Raw genomic sequence first — 16,698 nt, forward strand, 5'->3', positions numbered from 1 at the left:
CTTCCACGACACTTATCACCTGCGTACCCCGAGCAAAGCCCCGGCCCCATGGGGTGATGGCCAGTTGGCACAGTCTCTGCTCTACCCCTGGTGCAAGCGCATGCAGCGCGCCCTCTTCAAGGTAAACGCAGATGATTGACTGGCATATCGTGTGTGACTTCGACGGGACCATCACGCCCACCGATGTCATCGACAACGTCCTCCAACGCTTCGCCGGCCCCGAGTGGGAAACCATCGAGCAGCAATGGCTGGACGGGCATATCGGTTCACGCGAATGCCTGAGCCGCCAACTGGCGCTGATCAAAGCCACGCCCAGCGAGCTGCTGGCGTACTTCGACAGCGTCGAGATCGACCCGGACTTTCCGGACTTCGTCGATCACGTCCTCGGCCTGGGGGCGAGCCTGGAAGTGGTCAGCGACGGCATCGAGCAAGGCATTGCGCGGATTTTGTCGCGCAACTACGTGACCTTGCTGCCGATCCTCGCCAACCGCCTGCGCCAGGTCGACCAGAACAGCTGGCGCATCGACTTCCCGTATTCCAGCGATGCCTGCCGCGCTGCATCCGGCAACTGCAAGTGCAAATCCACGCCAGGCAACAAGCGGGTGCTGGTGATCGGCGACGGCAAGTCCGACATGTGCGTGGCGTCCACCGCCGACTTCGTGTTCGCCAAGGGCGGCCTCGCCGAGTACTGCACCGCCAACGCCATCCCCCACGCGCGCTTCGACACCTTCGCCGAAGTGACCGCACTGCTGGCGCGGCTCCCGCAGAGCCTTGCCGCCAACGCCACCTCCTTTGCTACCGACTCTCAGGAACTCTTCCATCATGTCTGATATCCGCATCGCTACCGCCGAAGACCAGGTGCTTCTGGATAAAGAAGCCAAGTATTGCTCCTACGGGGACACCGTCCACTACATCGAGCCGCCGCGCATTTTCAGCCGCTGCGAAGGCTCCTACGTATGGGACACCGAAGACCAGGCCTACCTCGACCTGCAAATGTGGTACTCGGCGGTCAACTTCGGCTACGCCAACCCACGCCTGAACAACGCGCTGAAACAGCAGATCGATACCCTGCCGCAGATCGCCAGCCAGTACCTGCACAAGGGCAAGATCGAGCTGTCGGAAATGATCGCGGTGGACGCCAAGAACAAGTTCGGTCGCGACGGTCGCGTGCACTTCAATGTCGGCGGCTCGCAATCGATTGAAGACTCCCTGAAGGTGGTGCGCAACGCTACCAACGGCAAAAGCCTGATGTTCGCCTTCGAAGGCGGTTACCACGGGCGCACCCTCGGTGCTTCGTCGATCACTTCCAGCTACCGCTACCGTCGCCGCTATGGCCACTTTGGCGAGCGCGCGCAGTTCATCCCGTTTCCGTACCACTTCCGTGGGCCCAAGGGCATGACCAAGGAAGAATATGGCAGCCACTGCGTGCAGCAATTCGCGCGGCTGTTCGAGACCGAATACAACGGCGTGTGGGACCCGAAAGTCGGGCAGAGCGAATACGCCGCGTTCTACGTCGAACCGATCCAGGGCACCGGCGGTTACGTGATCCCGCCGATGAACTTCTATCGCGAACTCAAGCAGGTGCTGGATCAGCACGGCATTCTGCTGGTTTCCGATGAAATCCAGATGGGCTTCTACCGCACCGGCAAGCTGTGGTCGATCGAGCACTTCGACGTGCAGCCCGATGTGATCGTGTTCGGCAAGGCGCTGACCAACGGCCTCAACCCCCTGGGTGGTATCTGGGCTCGCGAAGAGTTGATCAACCCGAAGATCTTCCCGCCAGGCTCGACCCACTCCACCTTCGCCTCCAACCCGCTGGGCACGGCGGTGGGCCTGGAAATGTTCAAGATGACCAACGAAGTCGACTACGGCGCGATGGTGATGGCCAAGGGCAAGTTCTTCCTTGAAGGTTTGCAGGATTTGCAGAAGCGTTTCCCGATCATCGGTGACGTGGACGGCCTGGGCCTGGCCCTGCGCTGCGAAATCTGCGGCCCGGACGGTTTCACCCCGGACAAGGCAACCCTGGACTACATGGTCGAGGAAGGCATGAAGGGCGATATGGTGGTCGACGGGCAGAAACTCGGCCTGATCCTCGACGTAGGCGGTTACTACAAAAACGTGATCACCCTGGCGCCGTCCCTGGAAATCAGCTACCCGGAAATCGAACTGGGCCTCAAGCTGCTGGAACAACTGCTGGTACGGGCGACCAACCGGTGAACAGTCACGGGTTCGACCTCGGTGAAGGTGATGCCGGTTTCGTGCTGGGCAACGGTCCGGTCGGGGTCCTGTTGATCCATGGCCTGACCGGCACCCCGAACGAATTGCGCCAGGTCGCCAAGGGCCTGGCCAAGGACGGTACGTGCACGGTGTACGTGCCGACCCTGGCCGGGCACTGTGGCGGCAACAGCGACTTGCAGGCCACCGGCTGGCGCGACTGGTACGAAGGCGTGCGCAAGACCTTCGTGCAGGTGCGCCAGCGGCATGGGCAAGTGTTCGTCGGTGGCTTGTCCATGGGCGCGGTGATGTCGATGTACCTGGCTTCGGAGCATCCGGGCCAAGTCGCCGGGCTGCTGATGTATTCCACCACCCTTAAGTACGACGGCTGGAGCATCAGCAAAATGGCGTTCATCACGCCGTTGCTGATCCGCATCCCGTTCGGCGTGCGCCTGTTCCGGTTTACTGAAAAGCCGCCCTACGGCATCAAGAACCAACGGTTGCGGGCAATCGTCGAGCGGCAGATGAAGGAGGGTGAAAGCAGCGAGGCGGGGTTATTGACCATGGAAGGGGTGACGGTGCGCGAGTTGCACTGGATGAACGCCGTGGTGAAAAAACGCATGCCGTCGATCAACGTCCCGGCGCTGGTGCTGCATTCGATCGAAGACGATATCACCAGCCGCTGGAACGCCGACTACGTCGAACGCCACCTCGGCGGGCCGGTGACCAAGATCCTGCTGGACGACTGCTACCACATGATCACCGTCGACCTGCAATACCGGCGGGTGATCGAACTGAGCGCCGCTTTCATCCGCGAACGGGCGAACGATGATGTGTTGGCGTGTTGTGGTTAACGCGACTGTTGTGCTGAGCGGGCTGTGCGCCAAGCAAGCTCTTGTTGGTGAGCAGGTCAAGCCTGCTCACCAAGCGACCTGACCCAACTAGATCCTCAGCCAAAAAAGGGGAACACGTGATCACCACCCAAGCCTTTGCAACCATCCGGGCGCTCCAGCGCAGTGCCTGGAACGATTGTTTTCCTGGTGCGCTGGAGGACTGGGACTACTACGTCGCCGTGGAAAACGCCGCCATCGAGGATTTTCAATGGCGCTACCTGGCCGTGTACGACAATGGAACGCTGGTGGCCGTGGCGCCGGCCTTTATCACCCATTACCGCCTCGACACCACCGTGTCCGGTGTCGGCAAGCGCCTGACCACGCGCTTGCAACGCGTGTGGCCCGGGGCTTTGCAGTTGGGGTTGTATGCGGTGGGCTCGCCGGTGGCCGAGCGCTGCGACGTCGGGTTTGCCAGTGACGTGCCGGCCGCGCGCCGACCGCTGTTGCTCAAGCACCTGTTGCACGCCGCGCGACAGGACGCCGATGACCTCGGCATCGGCCTGCTGGCGGTCAAGGATGCCCCCAGCCATGACCCGCACTGGCGCGAAAGTTGCCGCGCCGCCGGTTTCCAGAGCATGCCGAGCCTGCCCACCGGCGTGCTGCCGCTGCCCTATGGCTCGGTGGACGCCTACCTCGGCTCGCTGGGCAAATCCACGCGCAAGGACCTGCGCCGCAAGCTGCGCGCGCCAGGCCCGCGTGTCGAGTGGCGGGACAATATCGATGATGTGCTGCCCGAGGTCATGAGGCTGTACGAAGCCACGCTTACCCGCGCCGAATTGCAGTTCGAACGCTTGCCCGCCGACTACTTCACCGGCGTGCTCGAACGCCTCGAAGGGCGCGCGGTGTGTGTGCTGTACTGGGTGGACGAGCAACTGGTGGCGTTCAACCTCATGCTCAGGGACGAACATCGGCTGGTGGACAAGTTCTTCGGGCATGACGTCGCCTTCACCCGCGACCACAACCTGTACTTTCGCAGTTGGCTGACCAATGTCGACTACTGTATTCAACACAAAATTGCAGCGTACGAGTGCGGGCAGGCCGGGTATGCCAGTAAGCTGCGCCTGGGCTGCGAGTTCCAGGGCAACCAGGTGTTCTTCCGACACCGCAACCGCCTGGTCAACGGACTGCTCGCGCTGGTAAAACTGTTTATTCGACCGGATCGTTCCGACCCTGCCATGGCTGCCGCAATAAGCGAAACCCGATGATCACCAAGACCCGCCAGAAAGCCCGTCCGTTTGCCATTTCGCGCTGGAGTGTCCAGCGCAAGCTGGTGCTGGCGTTCTGGTTGGTCAGCGTGATCCCCACCATGATTGCGGCGGAATTGGCCGCCACCACGCTGTCGGAAATTTTCGACAGCAACGTGCGCATCTGGCTGCAGGAGTCGACCAAGATCGTCAAGGACGAGATCGACGATATCCTTCACGACAACGCGCGCATGGCCAAACTGTTCTTGCGCTACACCAGTCCGCCAGAGAGCAGGCAAGCCGCCAAGCACGATCGTCTGACCGCGGACATAGCCGATGCCACCGACATCGATGTGGTCGCGCTGATCCGCGTGAGTGACAACAAACCGGTGTTCAGCACCGCCGCCGACGACATCGTCAAACAGATCAGCCTGGCCCGGAACACCGTATTGCAGACCGTGCAGGTGGGCGGTGTGTCCACCGGCATCGTGGTCTCCACCTTCGAGACCACCCAGGAGGGCGTCGACTATGTGCTGTTGGTCGGCACCTACCTGGACAGCAGCTTCCTCACCAGCGTGGCCGATGTGCATTCCCTAGACCTGCGCCTGTACCTGGCCAACCCGGACGGCTTCTCGGAAATCTTTTCGACCCAACGCTTCGAGGATCACCCCTCGCGCATCCCCAAGGACGTCGAAACCGCGATGCGCAGCACGCGCCAACCCAGCGAGCAGTTCACCCATAACTACAGCGGCCTGTACTGGCCAATCTTCAACGACGCCGGCGAGTTGCAAGGCGTGATTTTCAGCGGGTTGCTGCGCCACACCAGCCTGGTGGGGCTGGTCAACCAGAGCAACTTGTTCGTGCTGATCTTTGTGCTCAGCTCGGCGTTGTCCCTGGCGGCCGGGGTGCTGGTGTCGCGACGCCTGACCAAGCCGCTGCGGGATCTGTCCCAGGGCGTCAGCGCGGTGATCTCAGGCGATTATGCGCACCGCGTCGAGGTCAGCGGCGGCGACGAATTGGCCCAGTTGAGCAGCACCTTCAACCACATGACCGAACGCTTGGGCGAATTGCACCAGCTCGAAGCCCAATTGCGGCGCCGCGACCGCCTGCATGCCCTGGGCGAAGTCGCCATGGGCCTGGCCCACGAGATCCGCAACCCGTTGGGCATCATCAAGACCGCCACCCAGTTGCTGCACCGCCGCGCCGACCTGCCGGACGCCGACAAGCGCCACCTCGAATACGTGATCAGTGAAGTCAGCCGCATCAATGACCTGATCACCGAGTTTCTCGACTTTGCCAAGCCCAACCCGCCGCTGCGCGTGGTGCAACCGGCGCGTGCACTGGTGGAAGAAATCCTCGGCTTCTGCGCGCCAGAACTGGCCACCCATAACATCGATGCGCAGATCGACGACCAGGCGCCGGGGGCGACGCTGTATGCCGATGCCCGCCAACTCAAACAGGCGTGTCTCAACCTGATCATCAACGCTATCGACGCCATGCCCGACGGCGGGCGTTTGACCTTGGGCATTCGCAGCGTGGGCGACAACACCGTCATCAGCATTGCCGACAGCGGCCAAGGTATTCCCGCCGAGATGATCGAGCGTATCTTCACGCCGTTTGTCACCACCAAGGCTTCGGGCACGGGGCTGGGGCTGGCCAAGGTCTATTCGATCATGGAAAGTCACGACGGCAGCATCGAATGCGCCAGTGAGAAAGAGGCCGGCGCCACCTTCAGCCTGTACATTCCGGCGCGGGGCGAAGACGACGAGGACAGTCATGACGCATAACGTATTAGTAGTCGACGATGAGCCCAAGCTGTGTGATTTGCTCGCCTCGGCCCTGGGCCAGAACGGCATTCAAGTATTCACCGCCGGCAACGGCCTGCACGCGCTCAAGGTGTTGGAGCAGGAAGACATCGACCTGGTGATCAGTGACTGGCGCATGCCGGGCATGGACGGTGCGGCGCTGCTGGCGGAAATCAAAACGCGCTACCCCCACGTGCCGGTGATCGTGATGACTGCCTACAGCACAGTGAAAAACGCTGTGCAGTCGATGCGTAACGGCGCCTATGACTACATCGCCAAGCCGTTCGATATCGACGAACTCGATATCACCGTGGCCAAAGCCCTGCAGTTTCGCGACATCCTGCGCGACAACGCACGCCTGCGCGCCGAGCTGGATGAGCACGCGCAGTTCGACAGCCTGGTGGGCGACAGCCCGGCGTTTCGCAAGGTGCTCCAGGCAGTGGATTCGGTGCGCGACAGCAGCGCCACCATCCTGCTGACTGGCGAGAGTGGTACCGGCAAGGAAATGGTCGCGCGCGCCATCCACAAGCACGGCAGCCGCGCCGACAAACCCTTCGTGGCGGTCAACTGCGCGGCGATTCCCGAAGGCTTGTTGGAAAGCGAGATGTTTGGCCATCGCAAGGGCGCGTTCACCGGCGCGGTGTCGGACCGGGTCGGGCGCTTCCAGCAGGCCGACAAGGGCACGTTGTTTCTCGATGAAGTAGGCGATATGCCCCTGGCCTTGCAGGCCAAGATCCTGCGCGCTTTGCAGGAGCGGGTGATCGAGCCGGTGGGCGACCCGCGTGAGCGCAAGGTGGACGTGCGAGTGATCGCCGCCACCAATAAAAACCTGCTGGATGCAGTGGCCAACAAAGAGTTTCGCGAAGACCTGTATTACCGCCTCAATGTGTTCCCGATCCCGCTACCGGCCCTGCGCGAGCGGGTGGAAGACATCGCGCCCCTGGCCCGGCATTTCGCCCAGACCCTGAGCGCCACCGCCGGCAAACGCATCACCGGTTTCAGCCCCGAGGCCTTGCAGGCCATGGCGGCGTATCACTGGCCGGGTAATATCCGCGAGCTGCAAAACTGCGTGGAGCGCGCGACCATCGTGGCAGCCACGCCCGTGATCGAAGACATCGATTTGCCAGGCTATCTGTTTGCTTCCAAGCCCAGCGAGGGCGGCGTGGCGACGATTCTCAGCGACGGCCCCGGCATTCCCCAGGACTTGGATGCGGCGCTGGCCGAGGTCGAGAAAGCCTACATCCTGGCGGCGTTACAGGAGAGCAACGGCGTACAGGCCGCGGCGGCGGCAAAGATCGGGATTTCCGAGCGCAGCTTCTGGTATCGCCTGAAGAAGCTGGGCATCCAGGTCGACAAAATAGTCCGCTGACTCAACCGGGATAAAACTGTGGGAGGAGGCTTGCCCTAATGCCAGTCAGTTAGGGGATTCAGTTGATCCAGCCCAGGCAATAACTTTCAAAGGTGGGAGGGGGCTTGCCCCCGATTGCAGTGGCCCAGTTACAGATGAGCTGACTGTCACACAGCTATCGGGGGCAAGCCCCCTCCCACATGTTTGACCGCAGTGTGTCAGGTGTGAAGGCGTACCCAGACGCTTACCAGCACAGTTGCGGCGATTAGCCACGCTACTGCCGCTACGGCTAAAGAAGCCTCCAGGCGCATTCGGTCGACCATCACATACAACGCAGCCAGGTACACAAAGTACGGAATGATCGACCACATGCCGAACAGGATGGTGGTCTTCAAGTCTTCCACCGAGCGGCCTTTGCCGACGATGTAGTGGGCGATCAGCGCAAAGGTCGGGAACAGCGGCACCAGCCCGGCGATGTAGTAGTTCTTGGTCTTGGCCAGCGCGGCGAGTATCAGCACCACCGCCGCGCCCAGGGCGGCCTTCAGAAACAGATCCATCAGTGACTCAACCCATATTTTTTGACTTTGTCGAACAGCGTGGTCTTGGCCATTCCCAGCTCCTGGCTGGCTTGGGTCAGGTTGCCGCCGCTGCGTTGCAGGGCGTCCATCAGCAAATTGCGCTCAAAGGCTTCCACCGCCTCGGTAAAGGCCAACCCCTGGCCGCCGCTGCTGGCGCCGCTTTTTTTGAATGCGGGCAGGCCGAGTGCGAAGCGTTCGGCGACGTTGCGCAATTCGCGGACGTTGCCGGGCCAGTCGTGGCTCATCAAGCTGGATAGGGTCTGGTTATCCAGCTCCGGCGCGGTGCGGTCGAAACGCAGGGAGGACTGCTGCAGGAAATGCTCGAACAATTGCAGGATGTCTTCGCGGCGCTCGCGCAGTGGCGGCAACTCCAGGGTGACTACGTTGAGGCGGTAATACAGGTCGCTGCGGAACTGACTGGCGCGGCTCAGCTCGTCCAGGTCGGATTTGGTCGCGGCAATCACTCGGCAATCCACCGCCACGCTCTGGTTGGAGCCGAGGCGTTCCAGGGTGCGTTCCTGCAACACCCGCAGCAGTTTGATCTGCAGGTTGATGGGCATGCTTTCCACTTCGTCGAGGAACAGCGTGCCTTCATGGGCGTGTTCGATCTTGCCGATACGCCGCTTGCCGGCGCCAGTGAAGGCGTTGGCTTCGTGGCCGAAAATCTCGCTTTCAAACAGGTTTTCCGGCAAGCCGCCGCAGTTCAGGGCGACGAACTGGTGGGCGTGGCGCCGGCTGAAATCATGCAGGCAGCGGGCGACCAGTTCCTTGCCTGTGCCGGTCTCACCTTCGATCAACACATTGGCTGAGGTGTCGGCGACATTGGCGATCAATTCGCGCAGGTTCTGCATGGCCGGCGAACGCCCGATGATTCGGCCTTCCAGGGAGTCGCGTTCGGCCAGTTGACGGCGCAGCGCCCAGACTTCCCGCGCCAGCCCGCGCTGCTCCAGGGCGCGCCGGGCGACGTCCACCAGGCGTTCGGGGGAGAAGGGTTTTTCCATGAAGTCATAGGCGCCGTTGCGCATCGCCCCGACGGCCATGGAAATATCGCCGTGCCCCGTGATGAGCACCACCGGCAGGCTTTTATCCAGGGCTTTGAGGCGGGTGAGCAGCTCCAGGCCGTCGATGCCCGGCAGGCGGATATCGCTGATGACAATGCCGGCAAAGTTCTCGCCGACGCGCTTCAAGGCTTCCTCGGCGCTGGCCACCCCCACACTGGTGATGTCTTCCAGCGCCAGGGCCTGCTGGCAACCGAGCAGCACATGGGGGTCGTCTTCGACGATCAGGACGGTGAGGTCATTGGGGTCTGTATTCATGTCGACTCAGTGGGGTGAGCGCCCGCCAATGGCAGGCTCAGGACAAAGGCCGTACCACCGCTGGGCGGGTGTTCCACGGCGAGGTTGCCGCCGGTGGCCGCCGCCAGGCTGGCCGACAGGGTCAGCCCCAGGCCCAGGCCTTGTTCGCCGGGTTTGGTGGTAAAGAACGGTTCGAACAAATGTTTGCGCGCCTCGGGGTCGATGCCGTGGCCATTGTCGCGCACCTGCAAGCGGTATTTGCCCTCGGCGTTGCTGCCCTCCAGCCACAGTTCGGGCGCCGGCTGGGCCTGCATGGCATCCAGGGCGTTGCCGATCAGGTTGACCAGGATCTGCTCCAGGCGCGTTTGATCGATCTGCAATGGGGCGTCGGTAAAGTCACGGTGCAAGGTCAGTGGCAGGTTGTCCAGACGCGCGCTCAGCACCTGGAGCGCGGCGTCCACAGCCTTGGCCAGGCTGGCTTGGCCCTGGTCGTCGCCACGCCGGGCGAACGAGCGCAGGCTGGCGGTGATGCGGCCCATGCGGTCGATCAGTTCGTTGATGGTCTTGAGGTTGGTGCTGGCGGTGTCCAGCGCGCCGCGTTCGAGGAAGCGCACGGTATTGCCGGACAAGGTGCGCAGCGCCGCCAACGGCTGGTTCAATTCATGGGCGATGCTGGTGGACATCTGGCCGATGGCCGCCAGTTTACCGGCCTGCACCAGTTCATCCTGGGCGCGGCGCAGGGTTTCTTCGGCCTGGCGCCGTTCGCGGATCTGGCCCTTGAGCCGTTCGTTGCTGGCGCGCAGGTCGGCGGTGCGTTCGGCGATCCGCCGCTCCAGTTGGCTGTTGGCTTCCTGCAAGGCTTCCCGCGCGGCGAGGCGGGTGGCGATGACCTTGCGTCGCTCGTTCCAGGCAATCAGCAGGAATGCCACCAGGCCGAAGGCGACCGCCACCAGGATGCCCTGATTGATCGCTGCGCGACGCAGGTCGTTGAGTGGGGTGAGGAGGGTGAAGCTCCAGGGTGTGTCATTGAGCGGGCGCGATTGCGCCAGGTAGCTGACCTCGTGCTCGTCGTTGACCACTTCACTGTTGGCCGGGAAGGTCAGTTTTTCCGTTCCTTCCTTCAAACGCTCGCGTGCCAGGGGCTCCAGCTCGTTCAAGGTGGCCCAGTAGTATTGCAGGCTGTGGGCGAGGCGTTCTTTGACCTCGTCGCTCAGTGGACGCACGGCCTTGAGGCGGCGGGCCGGGTCGCTGGAGAGAATGATGATGCCGTTCTCGTCGCTCACGAACGCTTCGAGGCGCGCACGCTGCCAGCGCTCTTCCAGGGCTTCGAGGCGCACTTTGACCACGGCGACGCCAATGATTTTGCCGTGCTCCTCCAGGCCATGGGCCAGGTAGTAGCCAGGCTCGCCGTTGGTGCTGCCGATGCCGTAGAAACGACCGGGCTGGCCGCGCACGGCGTTCTGGAAATATGCGCGGAAGGACAGGTCTTCCCCCTGGTAACTGTCGGCATCGCGCCAGTTACTGGTGGCGAGTACGCGGCCAGTGGTGTCCATCACGTAGATGGCCCGGCTGCGGCTGCGTCGGTTCAGGCCTTCGAGGTAATCGTTGACGGCTTTGCGGGTTTCTTGATTCGGGTCGGCCAGCAGCGTGGAGACACTGGTTTCCAGCTCCAGCAGGCTGGGCAGGTAGGTGTATTTGCTGATCTCGCTCTCGACGGTACGGGCATGCAGCTCCAACTGGCGTTCGCCGTTGTCGCTGAGGGTGCGGATGCCATAGTACTCACTGATCCAGAAGCCGATGTAACCCAGGCCGATCATCAGGGCGATGATCAACGGCGGCAGGAACAACTGGCGAATCAGGCGAGGTTTCACGGCAAGTGATGGCGGTGCGGCGCGAAATTGGTTGGGGTCGCATTTCATCACAGATGCCTTGGGTCAACCAGAGCTTGCCATGTAGGAGGGGGCTTACCCCCGATGACGGTGGCTCAGTAACAGATGTACCGACTGACACACAGCTATCGGGGGCAAGCCCCCTCCCACACTGGCTCGGGCTTAATTGCTTAGTGCTGCAGGATTTTCTCGAGGAACTGCTGCGCGCGCTCGGAGCGGGCGCTGATGTCGCCGAAGAATTCTTCTTTCGGGCAGTCTTCGATGATCTTGCCGGCATCCATGAAGATCACGCGGTCGGCCACTTTACGGGCGAAGCCCATTTCGTGGGTCACGCACATCATGGTCATGCCTTCCTGAGCCAGTTGCACCATTACATCCAACACTTCGTTGACCATTTCCGGGTCCAGGGCCGAGGTCGGTTCGTCGAACAGCATGACGATCGGGTCCATGGCCAGGGCGCGGGCAATCGCCACACGTTGCTGCTGACCACCGGAGAGCTGGCCAGGATGCTTGTGGGCGTGTGCCGACAGGCCGACGCGCTCAAGCAATTGCAGGCCTTTCTTGGTGGCTTCTTCCTTACTGCGGCCAAGCACCTTGATCTGCGCGATGGTCAGGTTTTCGGTGATGGTCAGGTGTGGGAACAGCTCGAAGTGCTGGAACACCATGCCCACGCGCGAGCGCAGTTTCGGCAGGTTGGTCTTCGGGTCGGCGATGGAAGTGCCGTCGACCACGATGTCGCCTTTCTGGAACGGTTCCAGCGCGTTCACGCACTTGATCAGGGTGGATTTGCCCGAGCCGGAGGGCCCGCACACCACGATTACTTCGCCTTTTTTAACCTCGGTGCTGCAATCGGTCAGCACCTGGAAGTCGCCATACCACTTGTTGATGTTCTTGATAGAGATCATACGGCAAACCTTTTTTGCAGACGCTTGACCAGCAGCGAGGCGGAAAAGCTGATGATGAAGTAGACGACACCGGCGAAGATCAGGAACTCATTGGAGCGGCCGATGATATCGCCGTTGGAGCGGGCGGAGTTGAGGAAGTCCACCAGGCCCACGGTGTAGACCAGCGACGTATCCTGGAACAGGATGATCGACTGTTGCAGCAGCAACGGGGTCATCTTGCGGAACGCCTGGGGCAGGATGATCAGGCGCATGGTCTGGCCGTAGGTCATGCCCATGGCCTGTGCTGCCGCCATCTGGCCCTTGGGGATCGACTGCACGCCGGCCCGCACGATTTCACAGAAGTACGCGGCTTCGAACATCATGAAAGCCACGACGCAGGAGGTGAACGCACCGATTGGGGTGTCTTCGCCGGTGATCCAGCGCAGCACGAACGGCACCGCCAGGTAGAACCAGGTGATCACCAGCAGCAGGGGGATCGAGCGGAAGTAGTTCACATAGGCGCCGGCCAGACGCGACAGCAGTTTGCTGGACGACAGGCGCATCAGCGCGAGAATCGTGCCCAGGGCGATACCGCCGATCACGCCCATGACCATCAGCTTCAAGGTCATGATCATGCCGTTCCACAGGCCGGGCATGGCGGGGATGATACCGCTGAAATCGAGTTCCATTATTTACCCCCCACGGAGATCAGGCCGGGCACTGCGACTTTCTTCTCGACCAGGCGCATCAGCAGCATCAGGCTCATGTTCAGGGTGAAGTAGATCAGCGTGGCCAGGGTGAAGGCTTCGAACAGGTTGGCCGAGAACTCGGCGGTCTGTTTGGTTTGCGCCAGCAGTTCCATCAGGCCGATCAAGGACGCCACGGAGGAGTTCTTGAAGACGTTGAGGAATTCCGAGGTGAGGGGCGGGATGATGATGCGGTAGGCCTGGGGCAGCAGCACGTTCCAGTAGATCTGCGGCAGCTTGAAGCCCATGGCGCGGGCGGCGGCTTCCTGGCCGCGTGGCAGCGCCTGGATACCGGTGCGCACTTGTTCGCAGACACGGGCCGCGGTGAACAGGCCCAGGCACACGACAACGCTCAGGTAGGCCGAGGTGGTCGGGTTCAAGTCCTGCTTGTACCAGTCCTGCAGGTTCTGCGGCAGCAGGTCGGGCACCAGGAAGTACCAGATAAACAGCTGCACCAGCAACGGCACGTTACGGAACAGCTCCACGTAACAGGTCGCAATGCCGGATACCAGCCGGTTCGGCACGGTGCGCATGACCCCCAGAATGGAGCCCAGCAGCAAGGCGATGATCCATGCCACGACGGCGATGGCGATGGTCCAGCCCAAGCCGGCGATGTACCAGTCGAGATAAGTCTCGCTGCCCACGCCGGTGGACTTGAAGAACACGCCCCAGTCCCAGTTGTAATTCATTAGGGTCTCCCCCGAAATCGATCGATGTACAAGCACCCGCTTGGGGAAAATCCATTCCCGCCTGACGTTGAACGCCAGGCACACGCGATCGGCTCGAAAACCGCCAGGTCGAGTGTTCCAAGTTAAAACCAGCAGGTAGTAACAGACGCCTGAGGGAGGGTTGGCTCCCTCAGGAGATAAGGTTAGTCAGCTTTTAGATCTTTACTTCCGGAGCCGGCTTATCGGTCGGGTTCTGGATCAGTTCCTTGACCTTGTCGCTCATCGGGAAGTTGAGGTTCAGGCCTTTAGGTGGAACCGGGCTTTCGAACCACTTGGCGTAGATCTTGTTGATCTCGCCGGACTTGTACAGACCGATGATGGCGTCATCCACGGCTTTCTTGAACGCTGGGTCGTCTTTGCGGACCATGCAGGCGTAGGCTTCGAAAGACTGCGGAGTACCGGTGATTACCCAGTCATCCGGCTTCTTGGCCTTGGCTTCCTCACCGGCCAGCAGGGCGTCATCCATCATGAACGCTACGGCGCGGCCGCCTTCAAGCATCTGGAAGGATTCGCCGTGGTCTTTGGCGGAGATGATGTTCATGCCCATCTGCTTGTCGGCGTTCATCGACTTGATGATGCGCTCGGACGTGGTGCCGGCGGTGGTCACGACGTTCTTGCCTTTAAGGTCGGCAAAGTCGGCATAGCTTGGCTTGCCATCTTTGTCTTTCTTGACCAGCAGACGGGTGCCGATTTCGAAGATGTTGGTGGTGAAAGCGACTTGCTGGGCGCGTTCGGCGTTGTTGGTGGTGGAACCGCACTCGATGTCGACGGTGCCGTTCTGAACCAGCGGAATACGGGTCTGCGAGGTCACCAGGTTGTAACGGGTCTGCAGATCGGGCTTGTTCAGGTCTTTTTTCAGGGCTTCAACGATGGCCAGCTGAATGTCGTGGGAGTAACCCACAGGTTTGCCCGAGCCATCCGCGATGTAGGAGAACGGAATGGAGCTGTCGCGGTGCCCGAGGGTGATGGTGCCGGAGTCGTTGATTTTCTTCAGCGTGCCGGTGAGTTCGGCGGCAAAGACTGGAGTGCTGATCAGAGCAGCAGCGATAGCTGCGCCCAAAATATGGGGAACGATGCGCATCAATACTTCCTCGACATTTGTTTTTTTTATGAAGCCGGCTAAACGGCTCTCTTGTACAGCGAATGTCCGTGACGGCTCCTGAGGCGTCTCGGCAATCGTCCAAGAGTGTAGAGCATGAGTCGTGCCAGGCTTGAAATAAAAGGTTAACTGTATGATTTAAAAGGTGATTAAGTTTGTGTTACGGGATTTCGCCGGTCTTTTGATCCGGCAAACCGAATAGCGTGGGAAGTCGTGTTCGGAAAACCGAATGGCCGTTGGTTGGTCGATCGGCGTAAGTGTGTACGGGACAAACGCAAAAGCGCCGCGTTTATTCAGAATAAACGCGGCGCTCTCAGGTTGTTACTCGCAGGCTCAAGACCATGCGGCGGCAGGTCAGGCCGCTTGGAACTTACTGCGGTTCTGCTCAACCTTGGACAGGTAGCGCTGGACGTTGTCCTGCTCTTGCTCAGTGGTAAACAGGCCCAGCTTGGTGCGGCGCCATAGGATGTCCTGAGCCTGGGTGGCCCATTCTTCTGTGCACAGATAGTCGACCTCGCGGGTGTACAGGCCACCGCCCAAATGCTCGCCCAGGTCAGCCAGGGTTTGCACGCCCTCCAGCAGGCGCCAAGTGCGGCTGCCGTAGGTTGTGGACCAGCGGCGTGCGATCTCGCTCGGAACCCAATCGAACTTGGCGCGAATCGCCTCGGCCAGCGCTTCGGGCGTGCTCATGTCCTCACCACCCGGCAGGCTGGCCGTGGCGGTCCAGCTAGGACGCATCTGCGTGAAGTACGGCGCCAGTTGGGCCATGGCCGATTCGGCGAGCTTGCGATAGGTGGTCAACTTGCCACCGAACACCGACAGGATTGGTGCCTCGCCCGTACTCCCGGACAGTGCCAGGGTGTAGTCGCGGGTGATCGCCGATGGGTTGTCCGACTCGTCGTTGCACAACGGGCGTACGCCGGAGTAGGTGTGCACGATGTCATCGCGGCTCAGTTGCTTCTTGAAGTGGGCATTGACCACCTTGAGCATGTAGTCGGTTTCGCCCTCGGTGATCGCCACTTTCGCCGGGTCACCGGTGTATTCGCGGTCGGTGGTGCCGATGATAGTTAGATGATTCAGGTACGGAATCGTGAAGACGATGCGCTGGTCTTCGTTCTGCAAAATGTGCGCGTGGGCGCCTTCATACAATTTCGGCACGATCAGGTGGCTGCCCTGGATCAGGCGGATGCCGTAGGGCGAATCCAGTTTCAGGTCATCCTTGATGAATTTGGCCACCCATGGGCCGGCGGCATTCACCAACGCACGAGCGCGAATCGAAAACAGGCTGCCGTCGGCACGTTCCATGTTCATTTCCCACAGACCCTTGCTGCGATGGGCGCTGACGCACCGGGTCTGGGTGTGGATATGGGCGCCCTTTTCGCGGGCGGCCATGGCGTTGAGCACCACCAGGCGGGCGTCGTCGACCCAGCAGTCGGAATACTCGAACCCTTTGGTGATTTCGCTTTTCAGTGGGCTGTCCGGGCCAAACTTGAGGCTCTTGGAACCCGCGAGTTTTTCGCGCTTGCCCAGGTTGTCATAGAGGAACAGCCCAGCACGAATCATCCACGCCGGACGCAGGTGCGGGCGGTGCGGCAGGACAAAACGCATTTGCTTGACGATGTGCGGCGCCTTGGCCAGCAGCACTTCCCGTTCGGCCAGGGCTTCGCGCACCAGACGGAATTCGTAATGTTCGAGATAGCGCAAACCGCCGTGGATCAGCTTGCTGCTGGCGGAAGAGGTGTGGCTGGCCAGGTCATCCTTTTCGCAAAGGAATACCGACAGCCCACGACCGGCTGCATCTGCTGCAATGCCGACGCCATTGATCCCGCCGCCGATAACGGCAACGTCATAGACTTCAGCAAGCGGTGGAGCAGGCAAGGTAGAAGGGTTCATCGGCTGGCCTCGCGATTTTTTCGTATTGGAATTCGAACATTAATGTTCATTTGCGAAAATGGTAGCCGATAAACGCGGGCACAGCCACCCGACTTCGATTGAAAAAACTCATCGAAGGGCAGGAAAAGGAAAAATTGTGAAC

14 protein-coding genes are annotated in these 16,698 nt (G+C 61.1%); 6 read left to right on the top strand and 8 right to left on the bottom strand.

Features of this window, described 5'->3' with window-relative positions:
* Nucleotides 1–131 precede the first annotated feature (131 nt).
* The 6 genes from ACFZPT_RS09005 (at nucleotide 132) to ACFZPT_RS09030 (ending at nucleotide 7,465) form a co-directional block, all read left to right on the top strand.
* Nucleotides 132–830 carry an HAD-IB family phosphatase gene (locus ACFZPT_RS09005; RefSeq protein WP_099312747.1) on the top strand — a complete coding sequence of 233 codons (699 nt, stop codon included), beginning with the start codon at nucleotides 132–134 and terminating at the stop codon, nucleotides 828–830.
* A complete protein-coding gene (locus tag ACFZPT_RS09010; RefSeq protein ID WP_034096112.1) occupies nucleotides 823–2,217 on the top strand; it encodes an aspartate aminotransferase family protein in 1,395 nt (464 codons plus the stop codon). Before ACFZPT_RS09005 ends, ACFZPT_RS09010 begins: the two co-directional genes overlap by 8 nt.
* Nucleotides 2,214–3,068, top strand: coding sequence for a carboxylesterase (locus tag ACFZPT_RS09015; RefSeq protein WP_034111951.1), 855 nt, complete (start codon nucleotides 2,214–2,216; stop codon nucleotides 3,066–3,068). The genes ACFZPT_RS09010 and ACFZPT_RS09015 overlap by 4 nt, the downstream gene beginning before the upstream one ends.
* 116 nt (nucleotides 3,069–3,184) lie before the next feature.
* On the top strand, nucleotides 3,185–4,312 hold the full coding sequence (locus tag ACFZPT_RS09020; protein WP_034096114.1) for a GNAT family N-acetyltransferase: 1,128 nt from the start codon (nucleotides 3,185–3,187) through the stop codon (nucleotides 4,310–4,312).
* A complete protein-coding gene (locus ACFZPT_RS09025; protein WP_379555101.1) occupies nucleotides 4,309–6,078 on the top strand; it encodes an ATP-binding protein in 1,770 nt (589 codons plus the stop codon). Before ACFZPT_RS09020 ends, ACFZPT_RS09025 begins: the two co-directional genes overlap by 4 nt.
* Nucleotides 6,068–7,465 (top strand): sigma-54 dependent transcriptional regulator, encoded by a 1,398-nt coding sequence (locus ACFZPT_RS09030; protein WP_034111955.1) that lies wholly within the window; start codon nucleotides 6,068–6,070, stop codon nucleotides 7,463–7,465. Before ACFZPT_RS09025 ends, ACFZPT_RS09030 begins: the two co-directional genes overlap by 11 nt.
* Nucleotides 7,466–7,662: 197 nt before the next feature.
* Here the strand turns inward: ACFZPT_RS09030 and ACFZPT_RS09035 are convergent, their stop codons facing one another.
* The 8 genes from ACFZPT_RS09035 to glpD all read right to left on the bottom strand — a co-directional run bounded on the left by ACFZPT_RS09035 (nucleotide 7,663) and on the right by glpD (nucleotide 16,556).
* Entirely contained in the window at nucleotides 7,663–8,001 is a 339-nt protein-coding gene (locus ACFZPT_RS09035) for a GlpM family protein (RefSeq protein ID WP_034096117.1), read from the bottom strand.
* Nucleotides 8,001–9,338: a sigma-54 dependent transcriptional regulator gene (locus tag ACFZPT_RS09040; protein ID WP_034096118.1), complete on the bottom strand. Its 1,338-nt coding sequence runs from the start codon at nucleotides 9,336–9,338 to the stop codon at nucleotides 8,001–8,003. The genes ACFZPT_RS09035 and ACFZPT_RS09040 overlap by 1 nt, the downstream gene beginning before the upstream one ends.
* Nucleotides 9,335–11,236 carry a sensor histidine kinase gene (locus ACFZPT_RS09045; protein ID WP_034096119.1) on the bottom strand — a complete coding sequence of 634 codons (1,902 nt, stop codon included), beginning with the start codon at nucleotides 11,234–11,236 and terminating at the stop codon, nucleotides 9,335–9,337. The genes ACFZPT_RS09040 and ACFZPT_RS09045 overlap by 4 nt, the downstream gene beginning before the upstream one ends.
* Nucleotides 11,237–11,376: 140 nt before the next feature.
* Nucleotides 11,377–12,111 carry an amino acid ABC transporter ATP-binding protein gene (locus tag ACFZPT_RS09050; RefSeq protein ID WP_034096120.1) on the bottom strand — a complete coding sequence of 245 codons (735 nt, stop codon included), beginning with the start codon at nucleotides 12,109–12,111 and terminating at the stop codon, nucleotides 11,377–11,379.
* Nucleotides 12,108–12,779 carry an ABC transporter permease subunit gene (locus ACFZPT_RS09055; protein ID WP_034096121.1) on the bottom strand — a complete coding sequence of 224 codons (672 nt, stop codon included), beginning with the start codon at nucleotides 12,777–12,779 and terminating at the stop codon, nucleotides 12,108–12,110. Before ACFZPT_RS09055 ends, ACFZPT_RS09050 begins: the two co-directional genes overlap by 4 nt.
* A complete protein-coding gene (locus ACFZPT_RS09060; protein ID WP_034096122.1) occupies nucleotides 12,779–13,525 on the bottom strand; it encodes an amino acid ABC transporter permease in 747 nt (248 codons plus the stop codon). The genes ACFZPT_RS09055 and ACFZPT_RS09060 overlap by 1 nt, the downstream gene beginning before the upstream one ends.
* A 193-nt stretch (nucleotides 13,526–13,718) precedes the next feature.
* Complete coding sequence (locus tag ACFZPT_RS09065) at nucleotides 13,719–14,645, bottom strand: glutamate/aspartate ABC transporter substrate-binding protein (RefSeq protein ID WP_034137168.1); 927 nt, start codon at nucleotides 14,643–14,645, stop codon at nucleotides 13,719–13,721.
* Between the two features lie 372 nt (nucleotides 14,646–15,017).
* A complete protein-coding gene (gene glpD, locus ACFZPT_RS09070; protein ID WP_034111956.1) occupies nucleotides 15,018–16,556 on the bottom strand; it encodes a glycerol-3-phosphate dehydrogenase in 1,539 nt (512 codons plus the stop codon).
* Nucleotides 16,557–16,698: the final 142 nt, after the last annotated feature.

Source organism: Pseudomonas sp. MD330_10, from assembly GCF_042610415.1.
In the GTDB taxonomy this organism is placed as follows: Bacteria; Pseudomonadota; Gammaproteobacteria; order Pseudomonadales; family Pseudomonadaceae; genus Aquipseudomonas; species Aquipseudomonas rhodesiae.

Bases quoted from the DNA above. Each gene is read 5' to 3' on its own strand.
- ACFZPT_RS09010 (WP_034096112.1), top strand. From the start codon at position 823: ATGTCTGATATCCGCATCGCTACCGCCGAAGACCAGGTGCTTCTGGAT.
- ACFZPT_RS09035 (WP_034096117.1), bottom strand. From the start codon at position 8,001: ATGGATCTGTTTCTGAAGGCCGCCCTGGGCGCGGCGGTGGTGCTGATA.
- ACFZPT_RS09065 (WP_034137168.1), bottom strand. From the start codon at position 14,645: ATGCGCATCGTTCCCCATATTTTGGGCGCAGCTATCGCTGCTGCTCTG.
- ACFZPT_RS09025 (WP_379555101.1), top strand. From the start codon at position 4,309: ATGATCACCAAGACCCGCCAGAAAGCCCGTCCGTTTGCCATTTCGCGC.
- ACFZPT_RS09060 (WP_034096122.1), bottom strand. From the start codon at position 13,525: ATGAATTACAACTGGGACTGGGGCGTGTTCTTCAAGTCCACCGGCGTG.
- ACFZPT_RS09055 (WP_034096121.1), bottom strand. From the start codon at position 12,779: ATGGAACTCGATTTCAGCGGTATCATCCCCGCCATGCCCGGCCTGTGG.
- ACFZPT_RS09040 (WP_034096118.1), bottom strand. From the start codon at position 9,338: ATGAATACAGACCCCAATGACCTCACCGTCCTGATCGTCGAAGACGAC.
- ACFZPT_RS09030 (WP_034111955.1), top strand. From the start codon at position 6,068: ATGACGCATAACGTATTAGTAGTCGACGATGAGCCCAAGCTGTGTGAT.
- glpD (WP_034111956.1), bottom strand. From the start codon at position 16,556: ATGAACCCTTCTACCTTGCCTGCTCCACCGCTTGCTGAAGTCTATGAC.
- ACFZPT_RS09045 (WP_034096119.1), bottom strand. From the start codon at position 11,236: ATGAAATGCGACCCCAACCAATTTCGCGCCGCACCGCCATCACTTGCC.
- ACFZPT_RS09005 (WP_099312747.1), top strand. From the start codon at position 132: ATGATTGACTGGCATATCGTGTGTGACTTCGACGGGACCATCACGCCC.
- ACFZPT_RS09050 (WP_034096120.1), bottom strand. From the start codon at position 12,111: ATGATCTCTATCAAGAACATCAACAAGTGGTATGGCGACTTCCAGGTG.